Raw genomic sequence first — 14975 nt, forward strand, 5'->3', positions numbered from 1 at the left:
GTCTCGTGGGCTCGGAGATGGGTATAAGAGACAGGGACATGGATGTTCCAATCGCGCGGCGGTGTCTGGGCCTGATGTCGGCATGGAGCGCGTCATCGCGCTGTTGCGTTAGCAACACAGAGACCACTCACGGAGGCGGGCCCATCCCAGGGAGCGCCTGGGGTTTCTCGCTCGGGTCCGCGGCGTCTGCGTCCAGCGAGGACGCAGGTGCGTTCCCGTGGATGCGGGGAACCGTGTGACCGCTCAGACACAGTGCCGCCCTGCCGTAACCGCTCACGGGGCAGGCCACCAGAAAGGTGAACCGAGGTTACGTGGCGGGCAGCAGCCAGGGCGCGGGAGTGCCGTGCAACTGAGCTTCAACGGAGGCCGTGAGAGAGTCGAGCACGTTGCGCTCCTGCTTCCTGAGACTCATCACCGCGGTGAGGATGCGTGCGACGAAGAAGCTGCCGTCCTCGCTCTGGGGGCCGAAGCTCGTCTTGCGACAGATGACGGCATGGCGCAGGTCTCTCTCGGCGAGGTTGTTGGTGGGCTCGGCGCCCTCTGTATAGACAAACGTCCAGAGCGCCTCCTTCGCTGGAAGGTGGCGCGCTTCAGGAGCCCATCGCGAGCCAGGTGCCACCACTCGAAGAGAACGAAGACTTCCGCCAGCAGCAGCTCGCCCAGCCGCTTTGCCTCCCCGCCGCGCTCGACGAAGCCTTCGAATTCGCGCACCAGATGCGCCCAGCAGACCTGCCGGTTCAAGACGGGCACCCAGTCGTAGCCACACCACCGGTCGGAGATGAGCGTGCCCCTGAAGTCCTTTCCCAGCATGGACTGGGCCACGGCCTTGCCGCGACTCTTGACGATGAGGAAGACCGCCACGGCCGCGGTGCTGGCCACCCACAGCCAGGCGCGTGCGTGCTTCTGCCACCAGCCGGTTTCGTCCTGATGCACGGCCGGCTGCGTCTGGATGTACGCGCGCACCTCGTGCACTGCACCTGCCAGGGCCTGGCTCACCGTCTGCTCAAGGTTGCTGACGCTGCCGAGTCCGAGCTCCACGCCCAGCACGTCCTCCACCAACTCTTGCACCAGTCGCTTCGACAGATGCAAACGCCTGGTGCACAGCGCGATGAAGCCCGTCAGGCGCGGGCCGAAGCTGCCCTCGGGCACCCCCGCCGGCAGCGACGCACAGCGCCAGGCGTTGCAGCCAGCACACCAGCCCGCGTGGAGCTCGTACTGCTTCACCTCGGGAACGATTCGCGGCAACTCCACCACCTGATGGACCCGCGCGGGCGGCGCCTCTTCCAAGCGGAGCAACGGCCCGGTGCAGCTCGTGCAGCGCTCCGGTGCTGGCACCTCGACGACGTCACTCACCCTCTCCGGTGGCAACAGCTCGCGCTTGCGACCCTTGTGGCCGGGCTGGCCTCCGGGCTTTCGGCTGGTCGGCTCCGACTTCCTGGGAGGCGGGCTCGGGCGGGTCCGAGGAGGGAGGCTTCGAGGAGTTGCGCGAGGTGCTCAGCAGCCGCGCCTCCAATTCCGCGGTTCGGGCGTCCTGCTCCGTGATTCGCGCATCTCTCGGGTCGGGTGTGGCCACGTCCCTTCATTTCTAATCCGCCCACGCCCCACGTCGGGCGGGGTGGCGCCCACCGTTCGCAGCCCAACTGGCCCCTCATTCACGCCTCGGGTAATCCCGTCGTTGTCCAAGGCGAGCCGAAGAGTTTGAGGACGACGTGAGGTCGTGTCTGGAAGTAGCCCAGGCCCGAGCGCAGCGCCTGTTGCAACTCGGTCATCTCGTCGAAGAGAAGGTTGTGCGTGGCCCGTTGGCGCAGGGGCCGCCACAGCCGTTCGATGGGTTGAAGCTGAGGGCTGTAGGGCGGCAGCCGGTACAGGGAAAGGTGCGGGCAGCGGCGCAAGGCCCAATCCACGGGGCGCCCGCGGTGCCAGGGCGCGTTGTCGATGATGAGGACGACTTGCCGCCACGCCGTGGCGGGATAGGCACGGGCGACGTCGAGCAGGTGGTGGGCGAAGGCCACCTGCATGCGCTTCGTCTTGGAGAGGCCATCCTTTCGACGCGCGCGGGTTCGGCTGCCGTAAAGCCTGCTCGTCACCGCTCCCGTGGTGAGGTTGCCGGAGGCGAAGGTGTGCACCACGTCCTTGCAGTCGCGGGTGCCGACGACAGGGCGGCGTCCCTTCACAACCCGGCAGACACGACGGATTCTTCCGGGCCGTGAATCAGGGCGGGGCATGGCTCAACGCAGCTTGAGCACCACCCGGAAGCGGGCGTGGTTGCCCATCATCCGCTCATAGGCCTCGGAGGCGCGCTCGAGCGGGAACACTTCATTGCGGGAGCGCACACCCGCAAGGGCGCTGAAGGCCATCGTGTCCTGCGAGTCCTGGGGAACGCCGCTCGGCCAGCCCTGGATGCGCTGCCGCTTCATGATCAGTTGCATGCTGCTGACGGGAATGGGCTCGGCGCCCGCTCCCAGCAACAACAGGGTGCCATTGCGTCCCAGGCCCCCCACCAGCTCGCCCGCGAGGCTGCTGCTCGATGCGGTCATCATGATGACGCGCGCCCCACCGAGCTTCTGGAGCGCCTGGGCCACCGGGCCCTGCTCCGTGTCGATGTACTCGTGCGCCCCCAGTTCGAGCGCGAGCTGCCGCTTGTCCGCGCCCCGTGAGATGGCGGCGGTGCGGTAGCCCAGCTTGCGGGCATATTGGATGGCCAGATGCCCGAGCCCGCCAATGCCTTGCACCGCCACCAGGTCTCCCGGCCGCACGTCCATGTGGCGCAGGGAGTTGAAGGTGGTGACACCCGCGCAGAGCAGGGGCGCGGCGTCCACGGAGCTCATTCCCTCGGGTACCCGGGCGAGCGCCTCCTGGGGCGCGACCATGTACTCCGCGTAGCCGCCGTCGTAGCTGATGCCACACACCTGCTGCACCTCGCACGTGACGAAGTCACCCTCGCGGCAGGCAGTGCATTGACCGCAGTGGCCTCCGTGCCAGCCCACGCCGACGTGCTGTCCCTCCTTCCACGCCGTCACCCCGGGACCTACCCGGTCGATGCGGCCCACCACCTCGTGGCCCGGGACGCGTGGATACTGGAGGGGCATCCAGCCCTCCTTGGTGATGGCATCGCTGTGACAGACGCCGCAAGCCTCCACCGCGAGGCGCACCTGTCCAGGACCCGGCTCGGGGACCTCCCGTTCGACGATTTCGAGCGGGCCCTTCGCCTGCCGCACCTGCACCGCCTTCATCTTCCTGGCCATCCGCGTCTCCGTGGGTGTGAAGAACGCGGATAAGCTAAGGGCTCCTCGCGGGCCGCGACGAGGACCGCCAGGCAGGGGAACGGGCGGGAGGGCGGCCGGGGCCCCATGCCCAGGTCCTCGGCTGACAGGCTAGCGTCCGCTTCATGCAAGAGACCTGGAAGAGGACGGGGCTCTGCTGACCTTGAAGGCCCCGGATGTTTTCGGGCAGGAGCCATTCGATGAGCGCAGCCAGGCCACCCTTCGGACCCCAGGTCTTCACGCCAGCGGACACCGCGTTCGAGCAGCGCGTGCGCGACAGCTTCGCGCGCCAGCGCGTCATGAATACCCTGGGAGCGACGCTGACCTCCGTTTCGCCGGGCGAGGTCGTCATCGAGCTGCCATTCCGGGAAGACCTCACGCAGCAGCACGGATATCTGCACGCGGCCATCGTCACGGCCATCGTCGACAGCGCCTGTGGTTACGCCGCGTACTCCCTGATGCCAGTGGACGCCGCCGTCCTGACGGTGGAGTACAAGGTGAACTTTCTCGCGCCTGCCGCGGGCCGCAGGTTCATCGCGTATGGGCGGGTGATGAAACCTGGCCGGACGCTCACGGTCACCACGGGTGAGGTGGTCGCGGAGACCGAGTCGGGCCTGAAACCCGTCGCCACCATGCTCGCGACGATGATGGCGGTGAGCGGCCGGGAGGTCTCGGGCTGAAGCGTTTCAATGATCAGTGCGAGCCCGGGCTCCGATGCACCGGAGCCGGCGGGCGCACGCCGTGGCTACAGAATCTCCTCGAGGGCACCCTTCCAACTGTAGTTCCCGGCCTCCTTGCCCGCGATGGAGCTCTTCACCGGGTCGATGTGGATGGTCAGCACGCCCGCGTCGAGTGAGACCCGGGTTCCGTCCGTCGACAGTCGGCAGACCGTCTTGGTGACAGCCTCCTTCACCGCCGCCTTGCCATCCGCGGTGCCGCAGACCTCGACCAGGGTGCTCACGGCCGACCGACATGCGCTCTGGGTCCGGTCCTTCATCGGGTCGAAGGCGGGATAGGTCGCCTTGTCGTAGCTGCTCTTCAAGGCCGACCCGCAGGCCTTGTTGACCGCGTCCTCCTTCTCCTTCAGGTCCTTGTCGTAGACGGCCCAGCCGTTCTTCTGGGCCACGGTGAGCCGTGCGGGCTTCGAGGACTCGTCGGCGATGGCGAGCGAGGCGAACAGGCACAGACACAAGGACGGAATGCGGAACATGGGGGCTCCTGGTGGAAGCGGGGTGCGGCAGTGCGGCCCGCCGTTCATCCAGGGAAGGGCCCGAGGGGATTCTTTTGCATTCTTTCTCGCGGAATCAGGGTGCGGTCGGGCCCTGGAGGCCAGGGGCGCCCGTGAGCGGTGTGAGGTAGCGCGGTTCGACGGTCGGCACGGCCCCCGCGCCCTGCATCTTCTTGCCCGCGAACCGCATCACGGCGCCCAGAAGGGTGAACATCATGTGCAGCACGCCCAGGGGCTTGAGCACCATCTGTCCCGCGCGCGTCTGCCCCGCCTGGACCCGGTCGATCTCCGGCTGGCGCTCCTCCTGGATCCGCTGGAAGACCGCCGCATCCAGCGGGCGCTCCGCCTGGAGGGCCTCCAGCAGGTGGTTGGCGGCCACGAACGTGTCGCGCAGGGCGAGGTTCAATCCCTGTCCGCCCGACGGTGACATGGTATGCGCCGCATCCCCGAGGAAGAGGACGCCCGGTGCGTGCCAGTGGCGCACGCGATCGACGACAATCTTCAACACCTGCCACTCGGTGTGTTCGTCGAGCTTGCGCTCCACGTGGGGCCGGAGTGTCTCCGGCAGCGTGGGCAGCAGTCGCCGTCGCAGCTCCGGGAGGTCCTTGCGCAGCCGGTTGAGGTCGCCCGGCTCGCTGTAGGCGAGGTGCAGCCGGTGGCCTGTGGAGCGCTGGAAGACGACGACGAGCCCCTTGCCGAACATGTGGACCTGGAGCGACTCGGGCAGTGCCTCCGGCGCGTCGGAGAGGTCGAAGCGAAGCCAGAGCGCGTCGGCGGTCGTCGCGAACTGTTCGGTCTCCAGGCCGCAGGACTTGCGCAGGTGGCTGTTGCGTCCGTTGCAGACGATGAAGAGGTCGCCGTCCACGCGGTCCTCCACTCCGTCGTGACGGGTCTTCATCGCGACGACGCGCCCGTCTTCCTGGATGGCGTCGAGCACGGTGGTGCCGAAGTCGAGGCGGTAGTGGGGATAACGCATGCACAGCCCGTGCAGCAGCGCGAGCATTCCCGGCTGCGACACCACGGCCCCGCGCTCCTGTGGGCCTGGCACGCGGACCGTGCGGCGCTTGCCCACGTACATGCGGCGCTCGATGTCTGGCAATGCCAGCCCCCGTTCGAGCAGCGCGGAGAAGAGCCCTGCGCGTTCGAGCGCTGCGACGACCGGCGCCTGCAGGAGTTCGCCGCGGAACTCGCGCTCGAAGTCCAGGTGGCGCTCCAGGACGCGCACCGGAACGCCGTTCGACACGAGCTGGTAGGCGAGGAGCATTCCGGCGGGTCCACCACCGACGACGACGACGCGAGGAGGCTTCATGGCGGACCTTCTACCGGACTCCCGCCGGTTCCGATGCCACCCTGTTCGCGGCGTTCCCCTGAGCCCACTGCTCAGGGCTTCGGCACGAAGGGCTTCAGCGGGGAGTTGGGGGCGTGGCGGAGCTGTACCTGCTCTGGCACTCGTCAGCAGCCCTCCTCTGCCTCTCTGCTCTCGCCCCATCCGCTTCCGGTTTAGCGTCCGCTCCGGAGAGAAGCCTCGCGTTTGCGCCGTTCCCGCTCGCGGCGCTGCTGGTGTGAACGCGCCGTCACCTCGGCGATGAGCAGGATGCGCTCCTCCAACTGCACGAGCGTCACGCCCCGGCTCCTCATCGCATGCGACAGCAGCAGGGGGGCGCAGCGAGTGAGGGCCAGCACCAGCGCGAGCCGCCCCGTTGCCTGCTCCTGGCCCGACTCGCCTGCCTTCTGCTGCAGCGACAGTTCCAGGAGGCGCGAGAGGGCCAGGGCAATCACCTTGGCGTACACCAGTGAGAGCACCGCGCCAGGCCGCGTGGCGCGCAGCGCCGTCAACCCCACGCCGGACTTGAGGGCATTGAAAAGCAGTTCCACTCTCCAGCGCAGACGGTAGGCCTCGGCCACCTCGCGTGCCGTCAGCACGTGCCGGCCCACCGTCGTCAGGTACCAGCCCAGGTCCATGAAGGTGAGCGTGCCGGGACTCAGCGCCTCCTCGGGCAGGGCGCGCGTGTCCTGGGTGCGCTGGGACGTCACGCCGTCCGCCACCGGCAACTCGTCGCGCAACGACACCAGCGCGTGCCACTTGAAGGCGGCGGGCCTCGCCTTGCTGGTGGACGGCGCCCAGTCAGCTGCCAGCCGCTGCAGCAGCTGCCACGTGGAGTCGGCCGCTTGCACGTCCGTGAACTCCTCCAGCAGCGCCCCCAATTCGTTGAAGGGCCTGTCCTCGCCGGCCACCTCGCGCACCGCCTGGACGGCCCGGCTCGCCACCTCGCGCAACAGTTGCCCGAAGGCGTGACTGAAGCGCTCGAAGAAGGCGCTGGGCGACAGCTTCTGCCCGGTGAGCGCGATGTAATTGGCGAACGCCGTCGTCTGTGTGCCGGGCACGGGACTCACCGCGGCCACGGTGGACTCCACCAGCGCCACCTTGCGCTGGCGCTGCAACGCTCCCAGCCGACGCGCGAGACGCAGCGCCTCACCGACATCAGCTTCAAGGCGGGCGTGGCCACCTACCTGGAGGTGGCGGACGCCAACGCCGCGCTGACGGGCGCCGAGGTGGGCTACATCTCCGAGCGCCTCAACGCGGCGCTGTCGGCGCTGCGGCTGCTGCGCTCGGTGGGCGTGTTCGGCCGCGAGCCTGTCATCACGGAGGTGACGCAGCAGCAGCCGCCGCCCCTGGCGCGGGAGCTGGCCCCGGGAATGCAGCCGGCGCCGGAGCCGCGGCAGTAGCCACGCCTCACCACGCGCTCGGAGTGCCCTGGCGCGCGGGTCCTCGATGGAGCCTTCGTCCCGGATGGACGCACCTGTGTCCCCGGGGAACGCGGCCTCGGCGGCTCAGCAGCCCCGAGCGCGGTGAGACCCCCAGGACGCCCGCACCTCACTCGAATGAGGGCGGGCCGCTGCGTTGGCATGACTCATGCCTTTGGCCCTTCATCCATTGCGGAAGAGGCGGCCCACATGAAGATTGCCAGCGAGTTCATTGAGGATCGGAAGAAGCTCGAAACGGGTACGACCTTCAATGGAAAGCCGTGCAAGCCAGTCCCAGGCGCGCTCAGGGGGCATCCGGTCTTTCATGGCTATGTCCGGGCGCTCTACCACCTGCTTGCCAACAGGGACTTTCTCCTCACGGGGCTCGCGCGGCTCGAAGCGGAGCTCACGGCGTGGATCGGCGGGGGAGGCCGCGCGGCGAAAGCCATCGATTACTTCGGGCAGTGGAAAGAGCGGATCGGCGCGAAGGACGAGAGCGCCGACCCCAAGTTCAAGGGCGCCCTCTCGGGCGTCCTGGCCGCCTCACAGGCGCGCCATGGCTTCGCGGTAGAGCACCGGGTCACCATCGCGTCGACGGGAGTCGCAACGGGCGGCTTCGCGAACATCAAGGCCTTCGCGAACCTCCAGAAGACGAGCCAGCACTTCAAGGACCTCAATGCCGGGCCCGAGCACGGAGAGTTCACCCACCAGATTCAGTGGTACATCATCTCCGAGCTCTGGAACGCGGTGCAGCAGGAAGCCGAGCGGATGTTCACCTACACATACGGCTACGAATTCGGGGAGCACAAGCACTTCGCGAATGCCGGCGCGCTCATGGCGTATGTGGGGAAGACCGGCCTGTCCGCGGTGGGTATCTGGAATCTCCTGTTCGACCGGGTGAAGGACGAGACCGTCGGCGTCTACACCATCAGCAAGGACCCCGATTGCAAGTTCGATGGCCGGTGTCCGGAGGTGCTGCATCTCTCCATCTTTACGAGGACCCGGGAGTTTCCCCTCCTCGCCAACTTCTTGAAGGGGCGCTACGCCAAGCGAGAAGCGGAGAGACAGAACGAGGCCTTCAGCTATCTCAAGCAGAAGGTGGGGAAGCCCGGCGTCCAGCCGATCAACGAACTGGGCTTCCTCGAGACGCCGAAGAAGTGAGGCGCCGGCGCACGGCTGGCGCGTCAGAAGTGGGGCAGGTCTGGGAGGACGAACTCGATGGGACCGTCCACCCACGCGGCATACGCGGCCTCGTCGGCGACCCGGTAGGGTCGGCCATCATCCGCTTCCGGTTTAGCGTCCGCTCCGAAAGAAGCCTCGCGTTTGCGCCGTTCCCGCTCGCGGCGCTGCTGGTGTGAACGCGCCGTCACCTCGGCGATGAGCAGGATGCGCTCCTCCAACTGCTCGAGCGTCACGCCCCGGCTCATCATCGAATGCGACAGCAGCAGGGGGGCGCAGCGAGTGAGGGCCAGCACCAGCGCGAGCCGCCCCGTTGCCTGCTCCTGGCCCGACTCGCCTGCCTTCTGCTGCAGCGACAGTTCCAGGAGGCGCGAGAGGGCCAGGGCAATCACCTTGGCGTACACCAGCGAGAGCACCGCGCCAGGCCGCGTGGCGCGCAGCGCCGTCAACCCCACGCCGGACTTGAGGGCATTGAAAAGCAGTTCCACTCTCCAGCGCAGACGGTAGGCCTCGGCCACCTCGCGTGCCGTCAGCACGTGCCGGCCCACCGTCGTCAGGTACCAGCCCAGGTCCATGAAGGTGAGCGTGCCGGGACTCAGCGCCTCCTCGGGCAGGGCGCGCGTGTCCTGGGTGCGCTGGGACGTCACGCCGTCCGCCACCGGCAACTCGTCGCGCAACGACACCAGCGCGTGCCACTTGAAGGCGGCGGGCCTCGCCTTGCTGGTGGACGGCGCCCAGTCAGCTGCCAGCCGCTGCAGCGTAACAGCTCGCCGCGCCCCGTCTGGACGGGGCGAGGATGAGCCCGCCGGGCATTGAAGCACGGCGCGGTGGCGTCAGTCGGAGCTGGCCGGGAGCGTGACGGTACCGGGATTCTCGATGGCGGCAAGGGCGGCGCGCAGCAGGTAGCATCCCGGGTCTTCACCGCGCAGGCGAGCCATTTCCCCCAAGCAGGGGCGAGGCCGGAGCCGGAGGAAGAGAGCCCGTCCTTTGCCGCGACGAGGGAGGAGCCGAAGAAGGAGCGCACACCACGATTGGACTCTCGCCAGGCTGCTACGCAGGACGGAAAGCGCTGGACGTGTTCGCTTGCTCGAAGTGTGGAAACAGGAGATGCGCTCATCCAGCGCGCCTTCGCCGCCCTTTCAAAATGTCTCGAGGAAGGTCTTCATCTCGCGCAGCACCTCGTCATGGTTGGTGAGCCAGACGTAGTGCTGCGCGTGCTCGAGCTTGATGCCCTTCCAGTTCGGCATGCTCATCACGCTCAGCATTTCGGCGTCCCGCTGGAGCGCCCTGGCCCTCAGGTTCCTCAACTTCTCCTGCACGGGAAGGTCCATTTGGGAGAAGCCTGGGAGGTCCTCCGGCCGCCCGAACCGAGGCTGATCCACGTAGAGGAAGAGCACGGCCGCCGTCACGGCCGCGAAGTCCACCTTCGAGAAACCCTTCATCACCCGCTCCTCCGCGTGCGGCCACCTGCGGGCGCGCAGGTAGTGCCCGGTCTTCGGATCGAACTCGTTCGCCTCGTCGATCTCGTGCGCGGGGAACGCTCCTCCGACGTCACGCGCGAGCGCGGCGGCGACCGCGGCGCGTGAGGCCACGTCCTCGGGAGCGGCCTCGCTCGGAGGAGGCATGGGCAGGACCGAAAGGAGCTCCGCCAGCAGGTCACCGTTGGTCTTCACGTCCAGGTAGACCACCTTCTCCACGCGCTCCGGGTGATGGGTTGCCACCCAGGTGATCTCTGGCCCGGCGGCGGAGTGGCCCACGAATGACGCCTTCGCGATTCCCAGCCCCTCCAGCACCCGGACGACGTCCTCGCCCAGGGTGGCGGTGTCATAGCCCTGCTCGGGCCAGCTCGACGAGCCAAACCCCCGGCGGGTGACGGCGTAGACGTGATGGGCCGCGGTGAACTGCGGCGCGAAGGTGTCGAACACGTGGCCCGTGTTGCCCAGGCCCGACAGGAAGACGAGCGCGGGTCCCTGGCCTCCGAAGTCGAGCAGCTCGAGCTCGACCCCCTCGGCCACCTTCACCCGCTTCACCTGATGCAACGCGCTGGAGTCGGCAGAAGCCGGGACCGGGACGGACTTCGTCGTCACACAGGCGAACAGCGGCAAGCAGAGGAGGAGGAGTTTTCGCATGGACTGACTCAACTACAGGAATGCGGAGACCACCAGGGAAGCCCATGGGTAACAGCTCGCCGCGCCCCATCTGGACGGGGCGTGGATGAGCCCCCGCCCGGCTTCGATGGGCGCGAAGGTCATCAAGAACGAGGACGACGACGGCTGGGCCGTGGAGATCCGCAAGCAGGGCTCTCCGAGCCCGTTCGGTCTTGCCTCCGCTCTGCGAGTAACCGAGGCGTAAGTGTCGCAAGGAAAGACAGCTTTGTAGATAAAGATCCTCACGCCCAGGTAAAGGCAATCGTTCGCGTGCGTCTGGGTGGTGGGGCGATTGTCTTCTTCTCACGCGCTGCCACCAGCCGCTTCACGCTTACTGAATCCTCACGGGCGTTCGCGGTAGGGCGCGGGCCGCGCCTGGGCCAACCAGCTCGCTCGGGACATCATGACCCATCCGTTCTTCAACGGGCGGGCCTACAACAACGCTCCGGTGTGAGGACAAAGACTCGGGACAGGGGCCGGCATATGTCCGGTCCCCGACTGGGGTGGAGCCCTGCGGGGGGATGTCCCGGAGTTGGAGCCAGGTGCACGGTGGCGGACCCACCCCTTCCGGAGCGCCCCATGTTCAAAGCCCCCAATTCCGACGTGGCCGCCAACGCCCCCGAGTCCCTCGACAGCCGCCCCCTCCTCACGTCGCTGTCCGACGTGGGGCTCCTCTCCAAGGAGCGCGGACGCGCGCTGGCGGACAAGCTGAACCGCTTCTTCGAGGCGGTCCGTGCCCCATCGAAGAAAACCGACGAGGCGTTCTGGACGGATTTCCAGCAGGAGTTCGGCTTCGCTACGGTCGCGCCCTCCGAGCGCGTCACGCCGATGAACGCCGCCAACCTCTGCCCGGAGCCCACGGCGCTCATCGAGTCGCTCAACGAGCTGCGCCTCGAATACAACCTCAATGTCTCGCAGCAAATGCGCACCGCGCAGGGCGAGCGGGTTCTCCAGTTGGAGCGGACACGCAAGAGCCTGGCCTTCGGCCTGGGCCTGAGCGACCCGACCGACCTCGCCATCATGCGCAATGCCACAGAGGCGAACAACGCCATCAACTGCGGCTTCCGGGGCTGGAGCGCGGACGGTAATGACACCGTGGTGATGTGGGCGGAGAACCACCCCACCAATCGCGAGGCCTGGAAGGTGCGAGCCGAGTGGCCCGGCGGCCCGGCGGCCTTCAAGGTGGAGGAGGTGTCCTTCCCGACGAACGCCCCGGAGGCGGACATCGCGACGGCCTTCATCAATCGAATCACCGAGCGCACGCGCTTCGTGACGTACACGGAGACGGCCAACGGCAATGGCTTCCGCATGCCCGAATCGGTGATGCGCGCCATCTGGGACCACGTGAAGACGAACCGGCCGGACTGCCATGTCCACATCGATGGCACGATGGCGTGGGGCGCGCGCCCGCTCAACCTGGCGAACGCGTACTGCCACAGCCTCGCCTCCAGCGCCCACAAGTGGTTCCTGGGGCCCAAGGAGACAGGCATCCTCTTCATGCGCAAGGAGAAGGCCCGGAACTTCATGCCAAGCATCTTCGGGTACGACTACCGCATCATCATCGTGCCGTACCGGGAGCTGCCGGAGAACGCGCTGAGGTTCGAGCTCATCGGGCAGCGCGACGACGTGAACATCATCGCGCTCGACCTCACCCAGAAGATGTGGACGGCCCTGCAACCGCGCAGGCCCTACGAGCGCATCGCCCAGCTCGCCCAGCACCTCATGTCACGGCTCCAGCAGACGAGGAGCCGGTGGAAGCTCGTCACGCCGAGCGACCCGGCGCGCAGTTGGGGAGTGGTGCGCGTCGAGGCGCCGAGGGAGAACCGGCAGAAGACGCTGTACGACTGGCTCTACGAGAACCCGCGCTACCGCATCGCGGGCTCCGGGGACGACAAGACGTTCCGCCTGTGCCCTCACATCTACAACACGATTGCCGATGTGGACCGGGCCGTCGATGGGATGAATGCCTGGTACGAGGACCAGCGTTCGTGATGGGCGGGCCGTGACGCGGCGCGGTGACCGGGCAGGGGCCGCAAGCACTGCGGGGCCGTGACAGGGCTCCGCAAGGCATGCGTGCCCGAGGCACCAGAAGGCCAGACTGACTTCGACTGTCCTGAAGGCTGAAGGAACTCGCCCCGGGCCAGTGACCTCGGTGGAGAACTCGAGCGAGCAGATGGACTGCGGCGTGGTGCAGCACCACGGTCTGGCCGCCGTGCTCGCTGCCGCCTACGCCCCTCACCCCGAGCGCTTCCCGCGCGGCCCTCCCAAGCCTCACACGCTGCCGAACGCCGTCTGGATCAACGACCCCGCGCGGCTGTCCACCTCTCAGCGGACCGCGCGGTAATCTCACGAATGCTCTGTCTCATCCGCGTTGACAGGTTCCTCTGTCCTCGTCACGTAGAGGATGGCATTCACCACTTCAATGAGGGCCCACTGCTCGTCCGTCAGGTCGCTCGGATCCGCAGTGCGCGTGAGCATTGGGAGGTCGGGCATCTTGTTCCTTCAACGCCCTGGCCCGCTCGCTCCATCTCAACAGGCCCTGAGGACGCAATCCGGACGCAGGACGACTTCGCGATCGCCTTCCTGCGTCCAGACCTGACCGACAGGGTTTCATCGTCACCCTGAGCCACCAGACTGGATGGGTTGGGGGTTGCTTTTCCAGTGTCTTCGTCATGTTTTGATCTTCTTGCAATGTCCGGGTTGCTGCCTCAGGCTGGAAGTCCACGAACACCAGAAATCCTGTTTTTGAAGAGGTGTTGCAGAGGGGGAGCCGTCCATGCCGATGCGTCTCAACGTTGCTGCGCGGAACTTGTTTGACCTGGCCTTTCGTGGCGGTACCAGCCTTGACCATCCGTCGTTCACGGTGGACCAGGCCCTCTCACGGGTGGACCAGATGGGGATCTTGCGAGACAACATCCGCTACTACAATGCCGATCGGCAATCCCATGCCGAGGTGGAGATCGTGGGGGGAAAGATCGTCCGCGCCAGGGATCGCCACATCTGGAGCAGCACCCGGGAACTCATCAATTACAATGGGCTCTTCGCGGTTGGAATGGACGGCCGGGTCCTCGTCACGCAGGACGAAGGGGCGAGGGGCGTGGACGCGGCCACGAGGAAGAAGCACAGCAGCATGCTGGCGGGAGGCCAGGCGCTGGCTGTCGGTTGTTTCTCGACGAACGCCCATGGATACCTGACTTCAATCGACAACAACTCCGGGCATTACGAGCCCAGTGCTCAATCCCTGAACTGGTTCCTCGCGCAGTTGATCCAGCAAGGCCTCAACCAGATGAACCTGGCTGGGGTCCGCTACGTGTATTCGGTCCAGCGCGGTCAGCAGGCGAGTGTGGTGGTCAATCTGGTCTGGTGGAATGCCCTTCAAACAGCGATGAGGCTCAATCAGCAGGCTCAGGTGGCTACACCCCAGGGGATATTGAGCTTCAACCGGGTCGTAGGGCAGCAGGCGCTCGCCGCGCGTGTGTTCGTCGCTCAAGGTGCGGCGCCCAAGCCGGGCATGGTGGATGCCTGCTTTTTCTCATGTGGCATCGACCTGGCGAGGGAGTGACCGCGATGGGGTTCATGCAATCCGGACGCTCAGACATTGTGAGAGGAGCAGTGGCGATGAACATGTTCAGGTCGATGTGTGTCCTTGGCGGTGGAATCCTGGTTTCGTGCGGCGCCCCGATGCAGGACGAAGAGGCGGCGGTGCTCGGCACGCGGCAGGAGGGCCTTGCCCAGGTCTTCACCCTGCAGGCGGACTTCACCGCTGCCACCGGGGCCACCCAGATTTCATTCCCCGCGAACGCGTTCGACGCGTATCCCGACCATCCCTCAGGCGCGGCGTCGAGCTGCGTCCAGACGCAGCGGGGCGTCGACCTGCCGTGGGGCTCCAATGCGCCCACCGTCAGCGTCCAGGCGCCTCGCTCCAAGACCTGGCTCTGCTTCATGGGACCCGGCTGGAACCACAACAACACCAGCCCCCTGCCCGTGAAGCCCACGCTCCTCGCCAACGGTGAGGACGACTTCGAGATCGCCTTCCTGCGTCCCGTCTCCGCCGTGGGCCTCGAACTGCTCACGAACAGCCAGGCCCTGCACAAGGTGACCCTGACCTTCACGGACGCTACTCAGGAAGTCTTCGAAGACGCGGTTCTCGATACGGGTGCCAATGCCTTCGAGTTCGTGGGGTTCCAGTCCTCCAAGCGCATCCGGTCCATCTTCATCGACACAGCGGGTGGCGCCTCGATGAACGAGGGCATCGCCGCCATCTGGACCGCACCCTGACGGACCGCGGCCTGTCGCCGCGGGGCCCATGCCCCCGGAACTGGAGGAGGGGCCCGCTCCGGAACGCGTGGTGTTGAGTCTGCAGCAGCAGTGGCCCGTCGCCTGCCGCCTCCTCATGTTGGGAGCGGCGGGATT

The 14975-nt window shown here is 67.0% G+C and carries 18 protein-coding genes; 8 read left to right on the forward strand and 10 right to left on the reverse strand.

Going from position 1 to position 14975, the window contains the following annotated elements:
• Positions 1 to 411: 411 nt before the first annotated feature.
• The 4 genes from tnpC to D7V88_RS06965 all read right to left on the reverse strand — a co-directional run bounded on the left by tnpC (position 412) and on the right by D7V88_RS06965 (position 3245).
• The gene (gene tnpC / locus D7V88_RS06955; RefSeq protein ID WP_372241071.1) at positions 412 to 1353 is read right to left on the reverse strand and encodes an IS66 family transposase; all 942 of its coding nucleotides are present in this window, start codon (positions 1351 to 1353) and stop codon (positions 412 to 414) included.
• Positions 1346 to 1573 (reverse strand): DUF6444 domain-containing protein, encoded by a 228-nt coding sequence (locus D7V88_RS45465; protein ID WP_372241072.1) that lies wholly within the window; start codon positions 1571 to 1573, stop codon positions 1346 to 1348. Before D7V88_RS45465 ends, tnpC begins: the two co-directional genes overlap by 8 nt.
• Before the next feature lie 79 nt (positions 1574 to 1652).
• Positions 1653 to 2174 (reverse strand): transposase, encoded by a 522-nt coding sequence (locus D7V88_RS06960; protein ID WP_244238031.1) that lies wholly within the window; start codon positions 2172 to 2174, stop codon positions 1653 to 1655.
• A gap of 54 nt (positions 2175 to 2228) precedes the next feature.
• A complete protein-coding gene (locus tag D7V88_RS06965; RefSeq protein ID WP_120539818.1) occupies positions 2229 to 3245 on the reverse strand; it encodes an alcohol dehydrogenase in 1017 nt (338 codons plus the stop codon).
• A 218-nt stretch (positions 3246 to 3463) separates the two neighbouring features.
• Here D7V88_RS06965 and D7V88_RS06970 point away from each other — a divergent pair, with 218 nt between their 5' ends.
• Positions 3464 to 3943, forward strand: coding sequence for a PaaI family thioesterase (locus D7V88_RS06970; RefSeq protein WP_120539851.1), 480 nt, complete (start codon positions 3464 to 3466; stop codon positions 3941 to 3943).
• 65 nt (positions 3944 to 4008) lie between these two features.
• Here D7V88_RS06970 and D7V88_RS06975 read toward each other — a convergent pair whose 3' ends face one another.
• The 3 genes from D7V88_RS06975 to D7V88_RS06985 all read right to left on the reverse strand — a co-directional run bounded on the left by D7V88_RS06975 (position 4009) and on the right by D7V88_RS06985 (position 6933).
• Positions 4009 to 4473, reverse strand: coding sequence for a hypothetical protein (locus D7V88_RS06975; RefSeq protein ID WP_120539819.1), 465 nt, complete (start codon positions 4471 to 4473; stop codon positions 4009 to 4011).
• Between the two features lie 94 nt (positions 4474 to 4567).
• On the reverse strand, positions 4568 to 5800 hold the full coding sequence (locus D7V88_RS06980) for an FAD-dependent monooxygenase (RefSeq protein WP_120539820.1): 1233 nt from the start codon (positions 5798 to 5800) through the stop codon (positions 4568 to 4570).
• Positions 5801 to 5991: 191 nt separating this feature from the next.
• On the reverse strand, positions 5992 to 6933 hold the full coding sequence (locus D7V88_RS06985; protein WP_244238032.1) for a transposase: 942 nt from the start codon (positions 6931 to 6933) through the stop codon (positions 5992 to 5994).
• Between the two features lie 57 nt (positions 6934 to 6990).
• On the opposite strand from D7V88_RS06985, the gene D7V88_RS44295 reads away from it, so the two are divergent.
• Together D7V88_RS44295 and D7V88_RS06995 are read left to right on the forward strand one after the other, a co-directional pair.
• On the forward strand, positions 6991 to 7218 hold the full coding sequence (locus D7V88_RS44295) for a hypothetical protein (RefSeq protein ID WP_244238033.1): 228 nt from the start codon (positions 6991 to 6993) through the stop codon (positions 7216 to 7218).
• A 228-nt stretch (positions 7219 to 7446) separates the two neighbouring features.
• Positions 7447 to 8397: a LirA/MavJ family T4SS effector gene (locus D7V88_RS06995; RefSeq protein WP_120539822.1), complete on the forward strand. Its 951-nt coding sequence runs from the start codon at positions 7447 to 7449 to the stop codon at positions 8395 to 8397.
• 23 nt (positions 8398 to 8420) lie between these two features.
• On the opposite strand, the gene D7V88_RS07000 is transcribed toward D7V88_RS06995, so the two are convergent.
• Positions 8421 to 9098, reverse strand: a complete 678-nt coding sequence (locus tag D7V88_RS07000; protein WP_120539823.1) for a transposase — start codon at positions 9096 to 9098, stop codon at positions 8421 to 8423.
• A gap of 456 nt (positions 9099 to 9554) precedes the next feature.
• Positions 9555 to 10544 carry an alpha/beta fold hydrolase gene (locus D7V88_RS07005; RefSeq protein WP_244238034.1) on the reverse strand — a complete coding sequence of 330 codons (990 nt, stop codon included), beginning with the start codon at positions 10542 to 10544 and terminating at the stop codon, positions 9555 to 9557.
• A gap of 85 nt (positions 10545 to 10629) precedes the next feature.
• Between D7V88_RS07005 and D7V88_RS42935 the strand changes: the two genes are divergently transcribed.
• The 3 genes from D7V88_RS42935 (at position 10630) to D7V88_RS07015 (ending at position 12906) form a co-directional block, all read left to right on the forward strand.
• Complete coding sequence (locus tag D7V88_RS42935; protein ID WP_158625023.1) at positions 10630 to 10767, forward strand: hypothetical protein; 138 nt, start codon at positions 10630 to 10632, stop codon at positions 10765 to 10767.
• A gap of 374 nt (positions 10768 to 11141) precedes the next feature.
• A complete protein-coding gene (locus tag D7V88_RS07010; protein ID WP_120539824.1) occupies positions 11142 to 12554 on the forward strand; it encodes an aminotransferase class V-fold PLP-dependent enzyme in 1413 nt (470 codons plus the stop codon).
• A gap of 160 nt (positions 12555 to 12714) precedes the next feature.
• Complete coding sequence (locus D7V88_RS07015; protein ID WP_147448643.1) at positions 12715 to 12906, forward strand: hypothetical protein; 192 nt, start codon at positions 12715 to 12717, stop codon at positions 12904 to 12906.
• Positions 12907 to 12908: 2 nt separating this feature from the next.
• On the opposite strand, the gene D7V88_RS42550 is transcribed toward D7V88_RS07015, so the two are convergent.
• Positions 12909 to 13055 carry a transposase gene (locus tag D7V88_RS42550; RefSeq protein ID WP_147448644.1) on the reverse strand — a complete coding sequence of 49 codons (147 nt, stop codon included), beginning with the start codon at positions 13053 to 13055 and terminating at the stop codon, positions 12909 to 12911.
• Between the two features lie 283 nt (positions 13056 to 13338).
• Between D7V88_RS42550 and D7V88_RS07020 the strand changes: the two genes are divergently transcribed.
• Positions 13339 to 14124, forward strand: a complete 786-nt coding sequence (locus D7V88_RS07020) for an IQM protein middle domain-containing protein (RefSeq protein WP_147448645.1) — start codon at positions 13339 to 13341, stop codon at positions 14122 to 14124.
• A gap of 56 nt (positions 14125 to 14180) precedes the next feature.
• Complete coding sequence (locus D7V88_RS07025; RefSeq protein WP_147448646.1) at positions 14181 to 14840, forward strand: hypothetical protein; 660 nt, start codon at positions 14181 to 14183, stop codon at positions 14838 to 14840.
• Positions 14841 to 14975: the final 135 nt, after the last annotated feature.

Origin of the sequence: Corallococcus terminator, from assembly GCF_003611635.1 — a bacterium.
GTDB lineage: Bacteria > Myxococcota > Myxococcia > Myxococcales > Myxococcaceae > Corallococcus > Corallococcus terminator.